The organism is Kaistia geumhonensis (assembly GCF_030815145.1).
GTDB lineage: Bacteria > Pseudomonadota > Alphaproteobacteria > Rhizobiales > Kaistiaceae > Kaistia > Kaistia geumhonensis.
This window is the reverse complement of sequence record NZ_JAUSWJ010000001.1, coordinates 4,062,286-4,079,460: the sequence shown is the minus strand read 5'-3', so window position 1 is coordinate 4,079,460 and position 17,175 is coordinate 4,062,286. Positions and strand designations below refer to the sequence as shown.

18 protein-coding genes are annotated in these 17,175 nt (G+C 68.6%); 7 read left to right on the top strand and 11 right to left on the bottom strand.

Features of this window, described 5'->3' with window-relative positions; all coding sequences use genetic code 11:
* Positions 1-9 precede the first annotated feature (9 nt).
* The 6 genes from QO015_RS19325 to QO015_RS19300 form a co-directional block, all read right to left on the bottom strand.
* Positions 10-1,428: a DUF4282 domain-containing protein gene (locus tag QO015_RS19325; RefSeq protein WP_266283657.1), complete on the bottom strand. Its 1,419-nt coding sequence runs from the start codon at positions 1,426-1,428 to the stop codon at positions 10-12.
* 90 nt (positions 1,429-1,518) lie between these two features.
* Positions 1,519-2,157: a glutathione S-transferase family protein gene (locus QO015_RS19320; RefSeq protein ID WP_266283655.1), complete on the bottom strand. Its 639-nt coding sequence runs from the start codon at positions 2,155-2,157 to the stop codon at positions 1,519-1,521.
* Between the two features lie 20 nt (positions 2,158-2,177).
* A complete protein-coding gene (locus QO015_RS19315) occupies positions 2,178-2,720 on the bottom strand; it encodes an adenine phosphoribosyltransferase (protein WP_266283653.1) in 543 nt (180 codons plus the stop codon).
* Between the two features lie 96 nt (positions 2,721-2,816).
* Complete coding sequence (locus tag QO015_RS19310; protein ID WP_266283651.1) at positions 2,817-3,692, bottom strand: S-methyl-5'-thioadenosine phosphorylase; 876 nt, start codon at positions 3,690-3,692, stop codon at positions 2,817-2,819.
* Between the two features lie 25 nt (positions 3,693-3,717).
* Positions 3,718-4,605: an oxygen-dependent coproporphyrinogen oxidase gene (gene hemF, locus QO015_RS19305; protein ID WP_266283649.1), complete on the bottom strand. Its 888-nt coding sequence runs from the start codon at positions 4,603-4,605 to the stop codon at positions 3,718-3,720.
* 4 nt (positions 4,606-4,609) lie between these two features.
* Positions 4,610-5,098, bottom strand: coding sequence for a tRNA (cytidine(34)-2'-O)-methyltransferase (locus QO015_RS19300; protein ID WP_266283647.1), 489 nt, complete (start codon positions 5,096-5,098; stop codon positions 4,610-4,612).
* A 95-nt stretch (positions 5,099-5,193) separates the two neighbouring features.
* Between QO015_RS19300 and QO015_RS19295 the strand changes: the two genes are divergently transcribed.
* Positions 5,194-7,044 (top strand): ABC transporter ATP-binding protein, encoded by a 1,851-nt coding sequence (locus tag QO015_RS19295; RefSeq protein ID WP_266283646.1) that lies wholly within the window; start codon positions 5,194-5,196, stop codon positions 7,042-7,044.
* A 373-nt stretch (positions 7,045-7,417) separates the two neighbouring features.
* Positions 7,418-9,247 (top strand): ABC transporter ATP-binding protein, encoded by a 1,830-nt coding sequence (locus QO015_RS19290; RefSeq protein ID WP_266283645.1) that lies wholly within the window; start codon positions 7,418-7,420, stop codon positions 9,245-9,247.
* A 38-nt stretch (positions 9,248-9,285) separates the two neighbouring features.
* Here QO015_RS19290 and QO015_RS19285 read toward each other — a convergent pair whose 3' ends face one another.
* Positions 9,286-9,627, bottom strand: a complete 342-nt coding sequence (locus QO015_RS19285; protein ID WP_266283643.1) for an antibiotic biosynthesis monooxygenase — start codon at positions 9,625-9,627, stop codon at positions 9,286-9,288.
* A gap of 130 nt (positions 9,628-9,757) precedes the next feature.
* Here QO015_RS19285 and QO015_RS19280 point away from each other — a divergent pair, with 130 nt between their 5' ends.
* The 4 genes from QO015_RS19280 (at position 9,758) to QO015_RS19265 (ending at position 13,241) form a co-directional block, all read left to right on the top strand.
* Positions 9,758-10,252: a MarR family winged helix-turn-helix transcriptional regulator gene (locus QO015_RS19280; protein ID WP_266283641.1), complete on the top strand. Its 495-nt coding sequence runs from the start codon at positions 9,758-9,760 to the stop codon at positions 10,250-10,252.
* A 227-nt stretch (positions 10,253-10,479) separates the two neighbouring features.
* Positions 10,480-11,043 carry a ubiquinol-cytochrome c reductase iron-sulfur subunit gene (gene petA / locus QO015_RS19275; protein ID WP_266283874.1) on the top strand — a complete coding sequence of 188 codons (564 nt, stop codon included), beginning with the start codon at positions 10,480-10,482 and terminating at the stop codon, positions 11,041-11,043.
* Between the two features lie 18 nt (positions 11,044-11,061).
* A complete protein-coding gene (locus tag QO015_RS19270; RefSeq protein ID WP_266283639.1) occupies positions 11,062-12,327 on the top strand; it encodes a cytochrome b in 1,266 nt (421 codons plus the stop codon).
* A 29-nt stretch (positions 12,328-12,356) separates the two neighbouring features.
* A complete protein-coding gene (locus QO015_RS19265) occupies positions 12,357-13,241 on the top strand; it encodes a cytochrome c1 (RefSeq protein ID WP_266283637.1) in 885 nt (294 codons plus the stop codon).
* A 95-nt stretch (positions 13,242-13,336) separates the two neighbouring features.
* Here the strand turns inward: QO015_RS19265 and QO015_RS19260 are convergent, their stop codons facing one another.
* Genes QO015_RS19260 through QO015_RS19245 form a run of 4 tightly spaced genes read right to left on the bottom strand, consistent with a single transcriptional unit; the run spans position 13,337 to position 16,042 of the window.
* Positions 13,337-14,563, bottom strand: coding sequence for a CCA tRNA nucleotidyltransferase (locus QO015_RS19260; RefSeq protein WP_266283635.1), 1,227 nt, complete (start codon positions 14,561-14,563; stop codon positions 13,337-13,339).
* Positions 14,560-14,823, bottom strand: a complete 264-nt coding sequence (locus tag QO015_RS19255; RefSeq protein ID WP_266283633.1) for a DUF6111 family protein — start codon at positions 14,821-14,823, stop codon at positions 14,560-14,562. Before QO015_RS19255 ends, QO015_RS19260 begins: the two co-directional genes overlap by 4 nt.
* A 2-nt stretch (positions 14,824-14,825) precedes the next feature.
* Positions 14,826-15,461 carry a CoA pyrophosphatase gene (locus tag QO015_RS19250; protein ID WP_266283631.1) on the bottom strand — a complete coding sequence of 212 codons (636 nt, stop codon included), beginning with the start codon at positions 15,459-15,461 and terminating at the stop codon, positions 14,826-14,828.
* The gene (locus tag QO015_RS19245) at positions 15,458-16,042 is read right to left on the bottom strand and encodes a DUF1285 domain-containing protein (protein ID WP_266283630.1); all 585 of its coding nucleotides are present in this window, start codon (positions 16,040-16,042) and stop codon (positions 15,458-15,460) included. Before QO015_RS19245 ends, QO015_RS19250 begins: the two co-directional genes overlap by 4 nt.
* 115 nt (positions 16,043-16,157) lie before the next feature.
* On the opposite strand from QO015_RS19245, the gene QO015_RS19240 reads away from it, so the two are divergent.
* Positions 16,158-17,174, top strand: coding sequence for an AAA family ATPase (locus QO015_RS19240; protein ID WP_266283628.1), 1,017 nt, complete (start codon positions 16,158-16,160; stop codon positions 17,172-17,174).
* Position 17,175 lies beyond the last annotated feature (1 nt).

Sequence of the window (17,175 nt, the reverse complement as noted above, 5' to 3'; positions counted from 1 at the left end):
GTTCGGCCGTCAGGCCTCGTCGCGATCGCGGCGGGGCCGGCGGCGCTTCAGGGGAGCCTGCCCCCCCTTCGGCTTCTGCGATCGCGAGGCCTCGTCGCGCCGCGGCTCCGGCTGACGTTCCGGAGCAGTCTCGCGAGCGGCAACCTGAACGGTCTTTTCCCGCACCATGCGCGGCGCCGCCTTCGGCTCGGCCGAAGACTCGCGGCTGGCCGCGTCCTGGCGCGACAGCACCGGCGGCAGGTCGATCGGCGCCTCGGGCTCGACGCGATTCGCCAGGAAGGCCGGCAGAGGTGTAGCCTCCTCGTCGGCAACGGGTCTGCGACGCGGCGCGGCAGGCTTCTGCTGACCGGCCCGCGCGCCGTCCTGCGGCACGGCCTCGGGCGTTGCGCCCCCGGGCCGGCGCGTCTCACGGCGGACCGGATCGGGCGCCGCGGAACTGATGAAGTCGCCGTCCTCGATGCGCGCGGCCGGCATGCGCCGCTCTCGCGACGGCGGCGGGTCGGAGGGAGGGTTGGCGGATGCGGGCTGCGAAAGCCGCTTCAGCGCATGCTCGATCGCCGGCTCGTCCGACGCCGCGCGCCGGCGCGAGGCTTCGCGCTTCTCGCGTTCCTGCTGTGCGGGCGTCTCATGCTCCACGACGGCCGGCGGGGAACGCTCGGCGCGGGTCTCGCCGCGAACCTCGTTCGCGGATCCCGCCGACCTCGAGGGCGGAACCCTCGTCTCGGCCGCCCGCGCCTCCGGCTCGCGCCGGTCGGGCTCACGACGATCAGATCTTGCCTCTGCGGCACGCTCGACCCTCGCCCGTGCCTCCGGAGGCGTTGACCGGTCTCTCGCGGAGGCCGGCGTCACGTCCCGCATGCGCTGATGCGGCTCCGACGCCGCGACGTCGGTCGAAGCCGACTTCGGCTGGACCGGCTTGACGTCCCAGGCCCTCGGCTCGACGCGACCCTGATCCGGAGCGAACGGATCGGCCGCATCGTCCTCCTCTTCCTCCTCGGCATCGAAGACGGGCGGGAGGTCCTCGATGATCGTGGCGCTTCGCTCGGGCTGCCTCCGGGCCGGCAGGGGCTCTTCCCGGGGCTCGGGGGCCCGGTGCTCGAGGCGGACAGCGGCGCTTTCCACGATCGGCGCCGGCATGGCCGTGAAGCCGCGCTCGGCGATATCCATGAGGTTCTCGTTGACGCGGAACAGGATGACCACGGCCTCGCAGGCGATGCGCGCCGCGACGATGCCGGCCAGCGTCCCGATGATCGAGACCGAGATCAGCACGAGCCCCGGCACGGGCGCCGTCTCGACCATGGCGATGCCCGAGGACAGGCCCCAGACGCCGAAGAGGACGGCGATCGCCGAAACGAGCCAGAACAGCAGCTCCATCGCGGACGGGGCGACGAAGCGGTCCCATTTGAAGACATCGAAGAACGAATTCATACCGTCATCCCGGCAGGCGCCGCGTCTACCCCACCCCGAGGCTGGGCCGATGCGTCTCGGCGGTCAAGGCGGCAAGTCGCCCGGCCGCCGTCACATTTCCTTCAGGGCCGCCGCTTCCCAAGCCGTGAACCCCGGATCGGCCAGCAGCGTCGCGACATAGTCGGCGGCCGGCGCGCTGAGTTCGGGGCGATAGGTTCGGAAACGGCTCGCCACCGGCGCATACATGGCATCGGCGATCGTAAATGTCCCGAAGAGATAGGGCCCGCCCGCACCGAATCGATTCCGGCAATCGCTGAAGATCGCGTCGATGCGGCGAATATCGGCTTCGACCCCGTCGGCGTCGAGGCCCTCGCCGGGGTGCTCGGCGAAGAGGTCCATCGGCATCGCCATCCGCATCGGACGGAAGCCGGAATGCATTTCCGCCGAAACCGATCGCGCGACGGCACGCGCGGCGGCATCGGCCGGCCAGAGGTGGGGCCAGCTCTCAGCGAGATATTCGCAGATCGCCAGCGAATCCCAGACGGTGACGTCACGGCCGTCGCGGTGGTCGACGAGAACGGGAACCAGCCCTGAGGGGCTGAAGCCGCCGATCGCGGCCCGCGTACCCGGCGCGCGCAGGGCCGTCACCACGGTTTCGAATGAGGCGCCGGTGGCGGCGAGCGCCATGAAGGGGCGCAACGACCAGCTCGACCAGATCCGTGTCCCGACATGGAGCGTGAAATCGGCCATCCTCGCCACCCCTTGCCCGTTCAGTGGCCGTCGAAGGCGATCAGCGTGCGAACCGGCACGTCGAGCGCGCGCAGCTTGTCGGCGCCGCCCAGCGCCGGCAGGTCGACGATGAAGCAGGCTGCCTCGACGACGGCGCCGGTCTGCCGCAGCAGCTTGATCGCCGCCTCGGCCGTGCCGCCGGTGGCGATCAGGTCGTCGACGAGAATCACGCGCTCGCCCTTGGCCACTGCGTCGACATGGATCTCGATCCGGTCGTGCCCGTATTCGAGCGCATAGTCCTCGCCGATGGTTTCCCAGGGCAGCTTGCCCTTCTTGCGGATCGGGACGAAGCCGGCCGAGAGCTGGTGCGCCACCGCCCCGCCGATGATGAAGCCGCGCGCCTCGATGCCGGCCACCTTGTCCACCTTGGAGCCGGCCCAGGGCTGCACGAGGTCGTCGATCGTGCGGCGGAAAGCGCGCGGATTGCCGAGCAGCGTGGTGATGTCGCGGAACATCACGCCCTTGGCGGGATAGTCCGGGATGGTGCGGATGGCGGCGGCGTAGTCGAAAGGTTCTGATGTCATCTCGGCACGTCGAATCGTTCGGGCGCGGCGTGGCCGCGGGCGGTTGAGCCACAGCCTTGCCCGAGCAGCAGCCCGGCGTAAAGCCGCGGCATGTGATCAGCGGGCGAGCACGCGACCGGCGACGGCGTCGAGCCGTGCGAGAAGCGCGGGGTCGCGCGCATCCGGCGCCGTGATGAGGGCGTGATCGAGCGCGCGGTCCGATCCGATCGGGCACGGCTCGTGCTCGGCCGGGAAATCCCGGGCGAGCCGCGCGACCAGCCGCTGCGCCTTGTCGCGGTTCTCGCCGAGCACGCGGATCACCTCGTCGACCGTGACCGCCGCATGGTTCGGATGCCAGCAGTCATAGTCGGTAACCATGGCGATCGTGGCATAGGAGAGCTCCGCCTCGCGGGCGAGCTTCGCCTCGGGCATGTTGGTCATGCCGATGACGTCCGCGTTCCACGACCGGTAGAGATGCGATTCCGCGACGGACGAGAACTGCGGCCCCTCCATCGCCACATAGGTTCCGCCGATATGGTGGGGAATGTCCTCGGCCGCGGCGGCGAGGCGGATGCGCTCGACGAGGCGGGGCGCCACCGGATGTGCCATCGAGACATGCGCGACACAGCCATTGCCGAAGAAGGTGGAGACGCGGCCGACGGTGCGGTCGATGAACTGGTCGACGATGACGAAATCGCCGGGGAAGAGTTCCTGCTTCAGCGAACCGACCGCCGAGACCGAGACGAGGTCGGTCACGCCCGCGCGCTTCAGGGCATCGATATTGGCGCGGTAGTCGATGCCGGAGGGCGCGAGGCGATGTCCGCGTCCATGCCGCGGCAGGAAGACGATCGGCGTCGCGCCGATCCGGCCGAAACTCAGCTGGTCGGAGGGCGTGCCCCAGGGGCTTTCCACCGTCCGCCACTCCGCGTCCTCAAGGCCGGGAAGGTCGTAGAGGCCCGAGCCCCCGATGATGCCGAGCACTGCCTTCGTCATGTCGTGCGTTCCCGCGTCCTGTCCGTCATGGCCATTTCACCTCGGGCGGCATCGAGGAAAGAATGGAATCGACATTGCCGCCGGTCCTCAGCCCGAAGATCGTGCCGCGGTCATAGAGGAGGTTGAACTCGACATAGCGGCCGCGGCGCACGAGCTGCTCCTCGCGGTCCGCCTCCGTCCAGGGCGCGGCGAGATTGGCGCGGACGATCCTCGGATAGATGTCGAGGAAGCTTGCGCCGACATCCCGCGTGAAGGCGAAATCCGCCTCCCAGTCGCCGGAGTGCAACCCGTCATAGAAGATGCCGCCGATGCCGCGCGGCTCGCCCCGGTGCTTCAGGAAGAAATAGGTGTCGCACCACTCCTTGTAGCGGCCGTAATCGGCGACGGCGTGACGCTCGCAGGCCCCGCGCATCGCGGCGTGGAAGGCGATGCTGTCGGCGTCGTCCTGCGTGCGGCGGCGATCGAGCACCGGCGTCAGGTCGGCGCCGCCGCCGAACCACTGCCGCGTCGTGACCACCATGCGCGTGTTCATGTGCACGGCCGGCACGTTGGGGCTCCTCGGATGCACGATCAGCGAGATGCCGCCGGCCCAGAAACGGGGATCCTCGTCGGCGCCTGGGATGTCCTTGGCGAATTCCGGGGCGAAGCTGCCATGCACCGCCGAGACATGCACGCCCGCCTTCTCGAACAGCCGGCCCCGCAGCATCGCCATGGTACCGCCGCCGCCGTCAGTGCCGGTATGGTCGGTTCGCTTCCAGGGCTTGCGCTCGAAACGGCCCGGCGCGCCGGGATAACGATCGTCCGCAGCCTCGCGCTCCAGCGCCTCGAAGGCGGCGGTGATGCGCGTCTGGAGCTCGAGGAACCAGTGGGCGGCGCGGGCCTTCTTCTCGTCGAGCCCGTCGGGCAGGGTCATCGGCTCATCCTCCCTGGTCTTCCATCGTCGCGACGACAGGCGGGCCGCCGAGCTGCCGCAGCACCTCCCCGGCCACCATCGCCACGGTCATGGCGAGATTGATCGACCGCAGCCCGGGGCGCATCGGCACCACGAGGCGCTCGTCGGCGATCGCATGCACCGCGTCCGGGACGCCGGCGCTCTCGCGCCCGAACATCAGGAGATCGCCGGCGGCATAGTCGAAATCGAGATAGGAGCGCTCGGCCCTGGTCGTCAGCAGCAGAAGCCGCCCGCCTCGTTGGCGGCGAATGTCGTCGAATGCCGCGAATGAAGGGTGGCGCGTGAGGGTCGCGCGCTCCAGATAGTCCATGCCGGCCCGCTTCAGCCCGCGATCGGAGAGATCGAAGCCCGCCGGCTCGACGATCTCCACCGGCAGCCCGACACAGGCGGCGAATCGCAGGATCGCGCCGGTATTGTGCGGAATATCGGGCTGGTAGAGGACGATGCTCGGCAAGGAAGGGCCGTTCGGAACGGAAATGGGAGCGCTCGGACGTTGAAGACATCCGGACGCTCAGGACAAGGAAGGCGGCCGGCGCTCCGGACATAACCATGCTGCGCTACTTTGAAAAGCTGATCGACCCCTTCGCCGTCGAGGATGGGACGCCGCCGACCGGCCTCCTCGCCTTCTACCGCTATTTCCTGGCGCCGGTCTGGCCCTATGTGCTGGCGCTGATGGCGGCGGGACTGGCGGTCTCCCTGGCCGAGGTCGCGATCTACGCCTATGTCGGGACCCTCGTCGACATGATGTCGCGCGGCACGCCGGCGACCTTCTTCGCCGAGCATGGCTGGCACCTGGCGCTGATGGCGCTCGTCGTGCTCGTCGTCCGCCCGCTGGTGAACGCGGTGCAGACCGTGCTTTCCAACCAGACGCTGCCGCCCGCCCTCACCGCCCGCATCCGCTGGCTCAACCATCTCCATGTGGTCGGTCAGTCCTATTCGTTCTTCCAGAACGACTTCTCCGGCCGCATCGTCACCAAGATCGTTCAGACCGGCTCCTCGCTGACGCAGAGCATGACGCAGGTCATCGACGCGCTCTGGGTGATCTCCGTCTTCGTCATCAGCGCCTTCGCGATCTTCGCCGATGTCGGCATCGTCATGGCCGTGCCGCTCGTGCTCTGGGTGGCCGCCCTCGTCACGCTCGCCCTCACTTTCGTGCCGCGCGTGCGCAAGCGCGCCGCCGCCGCGTCCGAGGCGCGGTCGCTCCTGACCGGCAAGCTCGCCGACATCTACGGCAACATCCAGACGGTGAAGCTCTTCGCCCGCGACGGGCGCGAGCGCGACACGGCGCGAAGCGCCATCGCCGAGCAGACGGGACGCCTGCTCGACCAGAACCGCCTGCTGACGCGGCTCTCGCTGCTGCTGCAGCTCGCCAATGCCTTCCTGATCGGCGCGACGGGCGCTGCCAGCGTCTGGCTCTGGACGCGCGGCGCGATCAGCCCCGGCGAGACGGCGGTGGCGCTCGGCCTCGTGATGCGGCTCTCGGTGATGTCCGGCCGCGTGATGATGACGCTGACGGGGCTCTTCGACAATGTCGGCACCGTCGAGGACGGCATGCGCACCATCGCGCGGCCGCACGGCCTCGCCGACCGGCCCGACGCCGCCGACCTCGTCGTCTCCAAGGGCGAGATTGTCTTCGAAGACGTGCGCTTCTCCTATGGCGGCGGAACGCCGGTGCTGCGCGGCGTCGACCTCGTGGTGAAGCCCGGCGAGCGCATCGGTCTTGTCGGCCGCTCCGGCGCCGGCAAGACGACCATGGTCAGCCTGCTCTTGCGCCTCTACGACCTCGAGAGCGGCGCGATCCGCATCGACGGGCAGGACATCGCCTCGGTCACGCAGGGCTCGCTGCGCGCCGCCATCGGCGTCGTGACCCAGGATACCGCGCTGCTCAACCGCTCGATCCGCGACAATATCCGCTATGGCCGGCCCGACGCGGACGACGACGCCGTGCGCCAGGCGGCGGCCCGCGCCTCCGCCGACGGCTTCATCGCCCATCTCTCCGATCCGCGCGGCCGCAAGGGCTACGACGCGCATGTCGGCGAACGGGGCGTGAAGCTCTCCGGCGGCCAGCGCCAGCGCATCGCCATCGCCCGCGTGCTGCTCAAGGACGCGCCGATCCTCGTTTTGGACGAGGCGACCTCGGCGCTCGATTCGGAGATCGAGGCAGTGATCCAGGAGCAGCTCGAGGGCCTGATGGCGGGCAAGACCGTGATCGCCATCGCCCACCGCCTCTCCACCATCGCGGCGATGGACCGCCTCGTCGTCATGGACGAAGGCCGGATCGTCGAAACCGGAACCCACCGGGAACTGCTCGAGCGCCAGGGGCTCTATGCCCAGCTCTGGGCCCGCCAGTCCGGCGGCTTCCTCGGCGATCGCGCCGCGCACGAGATCGCGGCGGAGTAGCCGGCGACCGCAGCCGAAGGTAGCGCTGTCTCCCGCCTGCAACAGATCGAACAAATGATCGGCGCCCCCTTGCGCCGCGCTGCGCCTGCGACAAGAGTGCGGTCCTCAGGAGGGCACGCCGATCATGGCGTCGCCCACGCAACCGCTGACGAGGAGGGCTGCATGGAGCATATGCTTTCGCACATTCGGCCCCAGATGCGTCCCGGTGCGGGCTTCCGGGCCCTCTGACTCCATCTTTGGCCGAACCTGACGACCCCCGCCGCGCCTGACGCGGCCGCGTCGTCGTCGCCCGATCCCCACGCCTTTCTCTGCCGTCGACGGCGCCCGTGCGCCCCGACTGCGCTCCCCTTCCTTCTCGCCGCAGACGCACGCCATGTTCCGCAAATTCGAAACGCTCATCGACCCCTTTCGCCCGCATGACGACAGCATGCCGCCGCCGACGCTCATCGCCTTCTATTGGCGCTATTGCCGTCAGGTCTGGCCGTGGCTGGTCGCGCTGATGGTCGTCGGTCTCGTTGTGTCGCTCATCGAGGTCTCGATGATGCGCTACATCGGCTCGATCGTTGACCTCCTGAAGACGACCTCGCCCGAGCAGGTCTTCGTCGACTACGGGCCCACCTTCCTCTGGATGGGCTTCGTCATCGCCGTCGCGGCGCCGATCTCCCATATTCTGCACGATCTCCTGAACCAGCAGGCGATCGCGCCGTCGCTGACCAATCTCGTCCGCTGGCAGACGCATCGCTACGTGCTGCGCCAGTCGGTCACCTTCTTCGCCAACGACTTCGCCGGCCGCATCGCCTCGAAGATCGTCCAGACGGGACCGGCGCTGCGCGAATCGGTGACGCAGCTCATCGACGCGATCTGGTTTGTCGCCATCTTCGCGATCTCGGCGCTGGTCATCTTCGCCGAGGCGGACTGGCGGCTGACGGTGCCGCTGTCGATCTGGATCGTCTGCTACGTGGTGACGCTCGCCTGGTTCGTGCCCCGCATCCGCGACCGGGCGACGGCGATGTCGGAGGTGCGCTCGGCGCTGACCGGCCGCATCGTCGACAGCTACACCAACATCCAGACGGTGAAGCTCTTCGCCCATGCCGACCGCGAGGACGACTACGCGCAGGAGATCCTGAAGGAGCATACCGAGACGTTCCGCAGCGAGACGCGGCTCATCACGGCGATGAACGCGACGGTCTCGTGCCTCAACGGCATCCTGATCGTCTCCACCGGCGCGCTGGCGATCTGGCTCTGGTCGGTGTCGTCGATCTCGCTCGGCGCCATCGCGGTCGCCTCGGGTCTCTCGATCCGCATCTCCAACATGTCCGGCTGGATCATGTGGGTGGCGATCGGGATCTTCGAGCAGATGGGCACGGTGCAGGAAGGTCTCGAGACGATCGCGCGGCCTTATTCGCTGCTCGACAAACCGGCGGCGCCGGTGCTCGCCGTCCCGCGCGGCGAGATCCGCTTCGAGGACGTCACCTTCCACTATGGCAAGAAGGGCGGCATCATCGAGAACCTGTCGATGACCATCGCGCCGGGCGAGAAGGTCGGTCTGGTCGGCCGCTCCGGCGCCGGCAAGTCAACGCTCGTCAACCTCCTGCTGCGCTTCTACGATGTGGAGAAGGGCACGATCCGCATCGACGGGCAGGATATCGCCGGCGCGAAGCAGGAGACGCTTCGCCAGCAGATCGGGCTGGTGACGCAGGACACCTCGCTGCTGCACCGTTCGGTCATCGACAACATCCGCTACGGCAAGCCGGAAGCGACGATGGAGGATGTCGTCGAGGCGGCGCGCAAGGCGCATGCGCTCGACTTCATCGCCCATCTCAGCGATCCGCGTGGCCGCACGGGGTTCGAGGCGCATGTCGGCGAGCGCGGCGTGAAGCTCTCGGGCGGCCAGCGGCAGCGCATCGCCATCGCGCGCGTGCTCCTCAAGGACGCGCCGATCCTCATCCTCGACGAGGCCACCTCGGCGCTCGATTCGGAGGTCGAGGCGGCGATCCAGGAGAGCTTCTTCGAGCTGATGGCCGGCAAGACGGTGATCGCGATCGCGCACCGACTCTCCACCATCGCGGCGATGGACCGGCTAATCGTGCTCGACAAGGGCGCGATCGTGGAGACCGGCAGCCACGAGGAACTGCTCCGCCATGGCGGCCTCTATGCCAGCCTGTGGCGCCGCCAATCCGGCGGCTTCCTCGACGCGGCGTGACGAGAAGACGGGCGGGGCATGTCCCCGCCCGTCCCGCATCAGAGCGTGAAGGCGCGGAATGTCGCGATCTCGGCGGCGATGCCGCGCTGGACGACGAAGCTCTGCCGATCGAATCCGGTCGCCGCATGCATGTCGGCCACCGCCTTCGAGGCGGCTTCGATCGCCGCCGCGTTTTCCCAGGCCGCCAGCGTCGCGATGTTGAAACGCCCCGGCCCGCCGATCCGCTCGAAACCCTGCTCGCCCACCAGCCCGCCCTGACGGCGCAGCACCGCCTGCGTTGCTTCCGCCCGCTCCGCGAAGGCCGCTCGCGCCGCATCGGGCACGCAGAACAGGTCGATGCGATAGATGGCCCCCTCGGGCCAGACGATTCTGGAATTCATGATGGACATCCCTTCCTGAGCACCACACGGCCAGCATGACCCATAAATATGCGTGCGTCACGCATTTAATTGTAAATCGCACTCATTTCGCCCGATGCGAGGCGGCCGTCCGGCGTGCTAAGTGGCTGGCATGGAACGCTCCGAGGACAGGGACGACGGATTGCCGGCTGATCGCGACGGCGCGGTCGCGCGGATCGATGTCGCGCTCGGCCGACTGCGCCGCAGCATGATCCGTCGCGGCCTCGGTCGCCGCGTGCTCGACGAGCTCGGGCTGGCCATCGAGCCCGCCCTTGTCGAGGTGGTCGACGTCATCGACGAAGCGGGTCGCGGCGAGGCGGACGGCGTCTCGGTGGCGACCGTCGCCGAGCGGCTCGTCGTCGACCCCTCGCAGGCCAGCCGCCTGGTCGCCGAGGCCGTCCGGGCCGGGTTCGTCGAGCGGCTCGCCTCTCAGGCGGACGGGCGGCGCAGCCTGCTCGAGCTCACTGATTCCGGGCGCGAGCTGATTGCGGCGACGCGGAAGGCGAAGCGCCGCCTCCTTCGCGGGCAGATGGACGACTGGTCCGATGCCGATGTCGCCGCTTTCGCCGATCTCCTCGCGCGGTTTTCCGCCATCGCGCGGGGTTGAGGCCGGCGGGCACATTCCTGCCTCACGGCTGCCGCGACAATGTGCGCATAGGCCCTGCCGTCTCTGGACATCGGCGGGCGGCGATGGCTAAACAGCTTCAAACGAAATGGGCGTAGCCTACGCCTTGGCTTCGGCTGTCCGGTCGCGCGATTGGACATTTCGCCCTGGGGACCCGGCAGGGATCCGGCAGGGCGGAACGGCCGGGGCGGAGGATTGAGAGGGGAATGATCTTGGCACACAGCGCTGCGACAGAGCCGACCCGACGCGACTTTCTCTTCATCGCGACAGGCGCGGTCGGCGCGGTCGGCGTCGCGGCGACCGTCTGGCCCTTCATCAACCAGATGAATCCCGACGCCTCGGCGCTCGCCCTCGCCTCGTCCGAGGTCGACATCTCGTCGATCAAGGAAGGCGAGTCGGTGACCGTGAAGTGGCGCGGCAAGCCGGTGGTCGTGCGCAACCGCACCGCCAAGGAAGTGGAAGAGGCAAAGGCCGCTGCCCTTTCCGACCTCAAGGACCCGATCGCCCGCAACGCCAATCTTCCGGCCGACGCACCCGCCACCGATGCCAACCGCGCCGCGGAAGGCAAGGAGAACTGGTTCGTCATGGTCAATGTCTGCACCCATCTCGGCTGCATCCCGCTCGGCCAGGAAGGGTCTTTCGGCGGCTGGTTCTGCCCCTGCCACGGCTCGGTCTACGATACCGCGGGCCGCATCCGTCAGGGACCGGCGCCGGAGAACATGGCCATTCCGGTCTATTCATTCATGACCGACACCAAGATCAAGATCGGCTGACGGGAGAAAGACGCAACCATGTCCGGACCTTCGACCTATCAGCCCCAGCATCCTGCGCTGAAGTGGCTCGAGACGCGCCTGCCGATCATCGGCCTGGTGCACTCGTCCTTCATCGTGTTCCCCAACCCGCGGAACCTGAACTACTTCTGGACCTTCGGCGGCATCCTCGCCTTCATGCTGGTCGCGCAGATCGCGACCGGCGTGGTGCTCGCGATGCACTACACGCCGCATGTCACGCTCGCCTTCAACTCGGTCGAAGGCATCATGCGCGACGTGAACTCCGGCTGGATGCTCCGCTACCTGCATGCCAACGGCGCGTCGATGTTCTTCATCGCCGTCTACATCCACATCTTCCGCGGCCTCTATTACGGGTCCTACAAGGCCCCGCGCGAGGTCCTGTGGATCCTCGGCATGATCATCTTCCTGCTCATGATGGCGACCGGCTTCATGGGCTATGTGCTGCCCTGGGGCCAGATGTCCTTCTGGGGCGCTACCGTGATCACCAACCTGTTCGGCGCCATCCCGCTCGTCGGCCAGACGATCGTGACCTGGCTGTGGGGCGGCTTCTCGGTCGACAACCCGACGCTGAACCGCTTCTTCGCCCTGCATTACCTGCTGCCCTTCATCATCGCGGGCGTCGTGGTTCTGCATATCTGGGCGCTGCACATTCCCGGCTCCAACAACCCGACCGGCGTCTCGGTGAAGGACAAGCAGGACACCCTGCCCTTCCATCCCTATTTCACCGTCAAGGATGCGCTCGGCCTCGTCGTCTTCCTGATTTTCTACTGCTACTTCGTCTTCTACGTGCCGAACTATCTCGGCCACGCCGACAACTACATCGAGGCGAATCCGCTGGTGACGCCTGCGCATATCGTGCCGGAATGGTACTTCCTGCCCTTCTACGCGATCCTGCGCTCGATCCCGGACAAGCTGCTCGGCGTCATCGCCATGTTCGGCGCCATCGCGGTGCTGTTCGTGGTGCCGTGGCTCGATACGTCGAAGGTCCGCTCCGCGAATTTCCGCCCGCTCTATCGCCAGTTCTTCTGGATCTGGGCGGTCGCCGCGGTCGGCCTCGGCTATATCGGCGCCATGCCGCCCGAGGGTGGCTACCTGATCGTCGGCCGCATCCTGACGGTCTACTACTTCGCCCACTTCCTGATCATCCTGCCGCTGCTCGGCCTGTTCGAGAAGCCGAGGCCGCTCCCGGCCTCGATCACGGAGGCAGTGCTCGGCGGTGGTGCGCCCGTCACGGCGGGTGCTCCGTCCGGACCGCAGACCAAGTGAGCCGTGGGACAGGAAACGGATCGATGACCATGAAGAGCTTGTCCACGAAGCTTGCCGGCCTCGGCCTCGGCGTGATGCTCGGCATCGGCGCGATCGGCGCCGGCGCGGCGCTCGCCGCCGAGGGTGGCGGCGAGGAAGCCCAGCCGACGCATTTCCCGATCATCAAGCCGACGCTGGAGCCCTGGTCCTTCGCCGGCCTGTTCGGCCGCTTCGACACGGCGCAGCTGCAGCGCGGCTATCAGGTGTACAAGGAGGTCTGCGCCTCCTGTCATTCGATGAGCCTGATGTCGTTCCGCAACCTGGCGCAGGAAGGCGGGCCGCATTTCACCGAGGCACAGGCGCGCAGCGTCGCGGCCAGCTACCAGGTGCAGGACGGCCCGAACGACGCCGGCGACATGTTCGAGCGTCCCGGCCGCCTCTCCGACCGCTTCCCCTCGCCCTTCCCGAACCCGGAGGCGGCCGCCGCCGCCAACAATGGCAAGGCGCCCCCGGACCTGTCGCTGATGGCCAAGGCCCGCGCCGTGGAGCGCGGCTTCCCCTGGTTCATCCTCGACCTGTTCACGCAGTATGAGGAAGGCGGCCCGGACTACATCCACGGCCTCCTGACGGGCTACAAGGAAGCGCCGGCCGGCATGCAGATCCCCCCGGGACTGCACTACAACCCGCATTTCGTCAGCGGCCCGGCCATCGCCATGCCGCCGCCGCTCTCGGACGGTCAGGTCACCTATACCGACGGCACGCCGCAGACGGTCGACCAGTATTCGCGCGACGTGTCGGCCTTCCTGATGTGGACCGCCGAGCCGCATCTCGACGCGCGCAAGCGCGCCGGCTTCCAGGTGATCATCTTCCTGATCGTCTTCGCCGGCCTGCTCTATGTGACCAAGAAGAAGATCTGGTCCAAGGTCGCGCACTAGGTTCGCGCACCGAGGTCGCGCACGGGCGCGCCACACGGACGTTTGACATGCGAAATGGCCGGGCTCGTCCCGGCCATTTTCGTTTCTGGACTGCGCTACTGCTGAGCGGCGACGATCTCCTGCAGGCGCCGGCGGAGCATCGCCGCATCGGGCCTGAAGTCCTCGCGCAGCCACCAGTCCTCGAGATGGCGCAGGATCACGCCGACGGCCGGCCCGCGTCCGATTCCCGCCTCCACCACGTCACGTCCCGAGAGCGGGAAGACCGCCGGCTGGAAAGCCTCGATCGCCGATCGCCGCGCCGCGGCCTCGGCGGCGGGCAGCCGGCCCTCGGCGGCGAGCAGCGCCAGCGCGCCCGTCACCGCCTCGCGCCCGCGCCGGTAGAGCGCCACGCGGTCCGAGGCGGGGCCGCCGCCCATCAGCGCCGGTCGCGCGGCGAGCGCCTCGGTCATGCGGTCGCGCTCGCGATTGGCGAGGCGGAAGCGGCGCACGATGCGGTCGATATCCTCCTGCACGAAGCCGAACAGCGCCGCGAAGCGCAGGGCCGGATCATCCGGCGCGCCCGCGTCCGCGGCGAGCCGCTGAAAGACGCCGACCCGCCCGACGCCGGCGGCGATGAGCGGCAGGATGCCGCTGTCCTGCATCACGGCGAGCGTCGCGGCAGCGCCCGGCGCGATTACCAGACGCCGCATCTCCTGACCGATCCGCTCGGCCGAGAGATCGCCCAGCGCATGGCGGGCGCGGATGGCTGCCGCGAGGCCCTCGGCATCGGGCGCGCCATGACCATAGCGCGCATGGAAGCGGAAGAAGCGGAGCACCCGCAGCCGATCCTCGGCGATGCGCTGGTCGGCCGAGCCGATGAAGCGGACACGCCGCGCGGCGAGATCGTCGAGCCCGCCGACGAGATCGAAGATACGGCCCTGCGCATCGGCGAAGAGCGCGTTCATGGTGAAGTCGCGACGCGCGGCGTCGGCCGCCCAGTCGGTGCCGAACCGTACCACGGCGTGGCGGCCATTCGTCTCGACATCCTCGCGCAGCGTCGTCACCTCGACGACCCGGTGGCGACCGATCACCGTCACGGTGCCGTGCTCGATGCCCGTCGGCACCGATTGAAGCCCCGCCGCGGCCGCGCGCGCCATGACCTCGTCGGGCAGAAGCGTCGTCGCAATGTCGATATCGCCGGAGGCGGGAAGCCCCATCAGCGCGTTGCGCACAGCGCCGCCGACGACGCGCGCCGCGCCGCCCTCGGCCGAGAGGATGCGGAGCACGTCGACGACAAGCGGGTCGGCGAGGAAGTCCGCGCCGGCGAGCCTCGCGTCCGTCATTCGAACCGGCCCGGCACGATCTTCCCGTTCTCCATATGCGCGGGCCGGTAGATGCCGCCCGCTTCATCGGCGGGATAGGCGAGGATGACCAGGAGCGAGGCGAGCATTGCAACGATTCCGACAACGGCGAGCCGCAACCACACGATCATCGGCCAGCGCTCCTCGCCCGGCCTGACGCCGGCCTTGAAGAAGCGCCACGCCGCGTAGAGCGCGAAGGGAAGCAGGAAGAAGAGAAACGTGAAGGCGAGGAACCGAACCATGGTCAGGCAAAGAGCCGTTCATAGAGGCCGCGGATGATCCCGGCCGTGATCCCCCAGATATAGTGCTCGTCATACGGCATTTCGTAAAAGAAATGCCGGGTGCCGTCCCATTCGCGGCTGCCCTGCCGGTGGTTCTCAGGGGTCATGAGGAACGAGAGCGGCACCTCGAAGGCCGACTCGACCTCATCCGGGTTGAGGAGGAGCCGGAACGAGGGCTCGACGCGCGCCACGACCGGCGTGATGTGATAGCCCGTGCCGGCGATATAGGGGCCGAGCCGGCCGAGCGGCTGCACGAGGCGCGGATCGAGGCCGATCTCCTCTTCGGCTTCGCGAAGGGCGGCGGCGGCCGCATCGGCATCCCCGGGGTCGACGGCGCCGCCGGGAAAGGCGATCTGCCCGGCATGCTGGCGCAGCCGCGCCGTGCGCCGCGTCATCAGGACCGTCGGGTGATCGCGGGCGACGATCGGGATCAGCACCGCCGCCGGCCGCGCCCGGAAGCCTCGCGGCGGCTTGAAGTCGGCATTGATGACCGGCTCGCTCGCGCCCCCCTCCGCCTCCGAGACGGGCAGCAGCCGCCGCTTCGCCACGGCAAAGACCCGGTCGGGCAGGAATCGATCGTCGTCGGCCAGGATCGTCATGGCAGCGGTCCGATGACGAAGAATTGACCGGCCGATTCGACGACGAGCCGATCGCCCTTCGCGACCGCATGGCCGGCGAGATCCTCGGCGACCGCGCGCGTCAGCCGCGCCTCGAGGCCGGGCCGAACGGTCACATAGGGCATGAAGGCGCCCTTGTCCGCGTCGTCGATCCTGAGCGGATGCTCGCTGTCGAGCGGCACCTCCTCGCCGAGATTGGTGACGAAGACCAGCACCGGGGGATCGGCAGCCGCACGGAGGTCGACGGCCAGAAACGGCACGTCCACGACCTCGATCACGTATTTTTCCACCGGCGTGACCAGCACATAGCTGCCATCGGCCTCGCGCCGCAGAACGCTGGCGAAGAGCCGGACGAGCCCTTCGCGCAGGATCGGCTCGCCCTCGTGATGCCAGCGGCCCTCGCGGTCGATGCGGATATCGATGGAGCCCGACAGGGGTGGATTCCACAGCGCGACCGGCGCCGGGCGGAAGGGCGGCAGCGAGCCTGCGATCCGTTCGGCGAGGTCCTGCGGCGGACCGCCTTTCGTCGCGGCCTTCGTTTCGCCTTGCTTTGACCTTGCCATGCCTGAGGAAATCCGTGGCCCGGCGACTGGCGCCGCCGGTCCGATCTGCCAAGATGAAGGAGCGGCGCGGCTGAAACATCTCGCCGATCCGTCCCCTGAAACTATATGGGCCGACATGAGCGCGTTCAATCAGACATCCCTCGCCGCGGCCGACCCGCAATCGCTGGTCGCCGAGGCCGATGCCGCGGTGGTGACGATCGGCTCGGCTCGCGCCGCCATCGGCCAGCTCATCTATGGCCAGGAACAGGTGATCGAGCGCGTGCTCGTGACGCTGCTGTCCGGCGGCCACGGCCTCCTCGTCGGCGTGCCCGGCCTTGCCAAGACCAAGCTTGTCGAGACCCTCGGCACCGTGCTCGGGCTCGACGAACGCCGCGTGCAGTTCACGCCGGACCTGATGCCCTCCGACATCCTCGGCTCCGAGGTGATGGACCAGGACGCGGAAGGTCGCCGCGCGTTCCGATTCGTGAAGGGACCGATCTTCGCGCAGCTCCTGATGGCGGACGAGATCAACCGCGCCAGCCCGCGCACGCAGTCCGCGCTGCTGCAGGCGATGCAGGAGTATCACGTCACCATCGCCGGCCAGCGCTACGACCTGCCGGCGCCGTTCCATGTCCTCGCCACGCAGAATCCGCTGGAGCAGGAAGGCACCTACCCGCTCCCCGAGGCGCAGCTCGACCGCTTCATGCTGCAGATCGACGTGCTCTATCCCGACATCGAGGCCGAGCGGCGCATGCTGTTCGAGACGACGGGTTCCGGCGATGCCACCGCGACGCGGGTCATGGATGCCGCCGGGCTTCGCGCGCTCCAGCAGCTGGTGCGCCGCCTTCCGGTGGGCGAGAGCGTCGTCGAGGCGATCCTCGAACTCGTGCGCTCGGCCCGCCCCGGCGCGGCCGGCGATCGCAAGCTGGCCGAAGCCATCGCCTGGGGCCCCGGCCCGCGCGCCAGCCAGGCCCTGATGCTCGCGGTGCGCGCCCGGGCGCTCATCGACGGGCGCTATGCGCCGTCGATCGACGACGTGCTGGCGCTGGCGGAGCCGGTGCTTCAGCATCGCATGAGCCTTTCCTTCGCCGCGCGCGCCGATGGCGAAACGGTGCGGGGGGTGATCGGACGCCTCAAGGCACGGATCGGTTGAC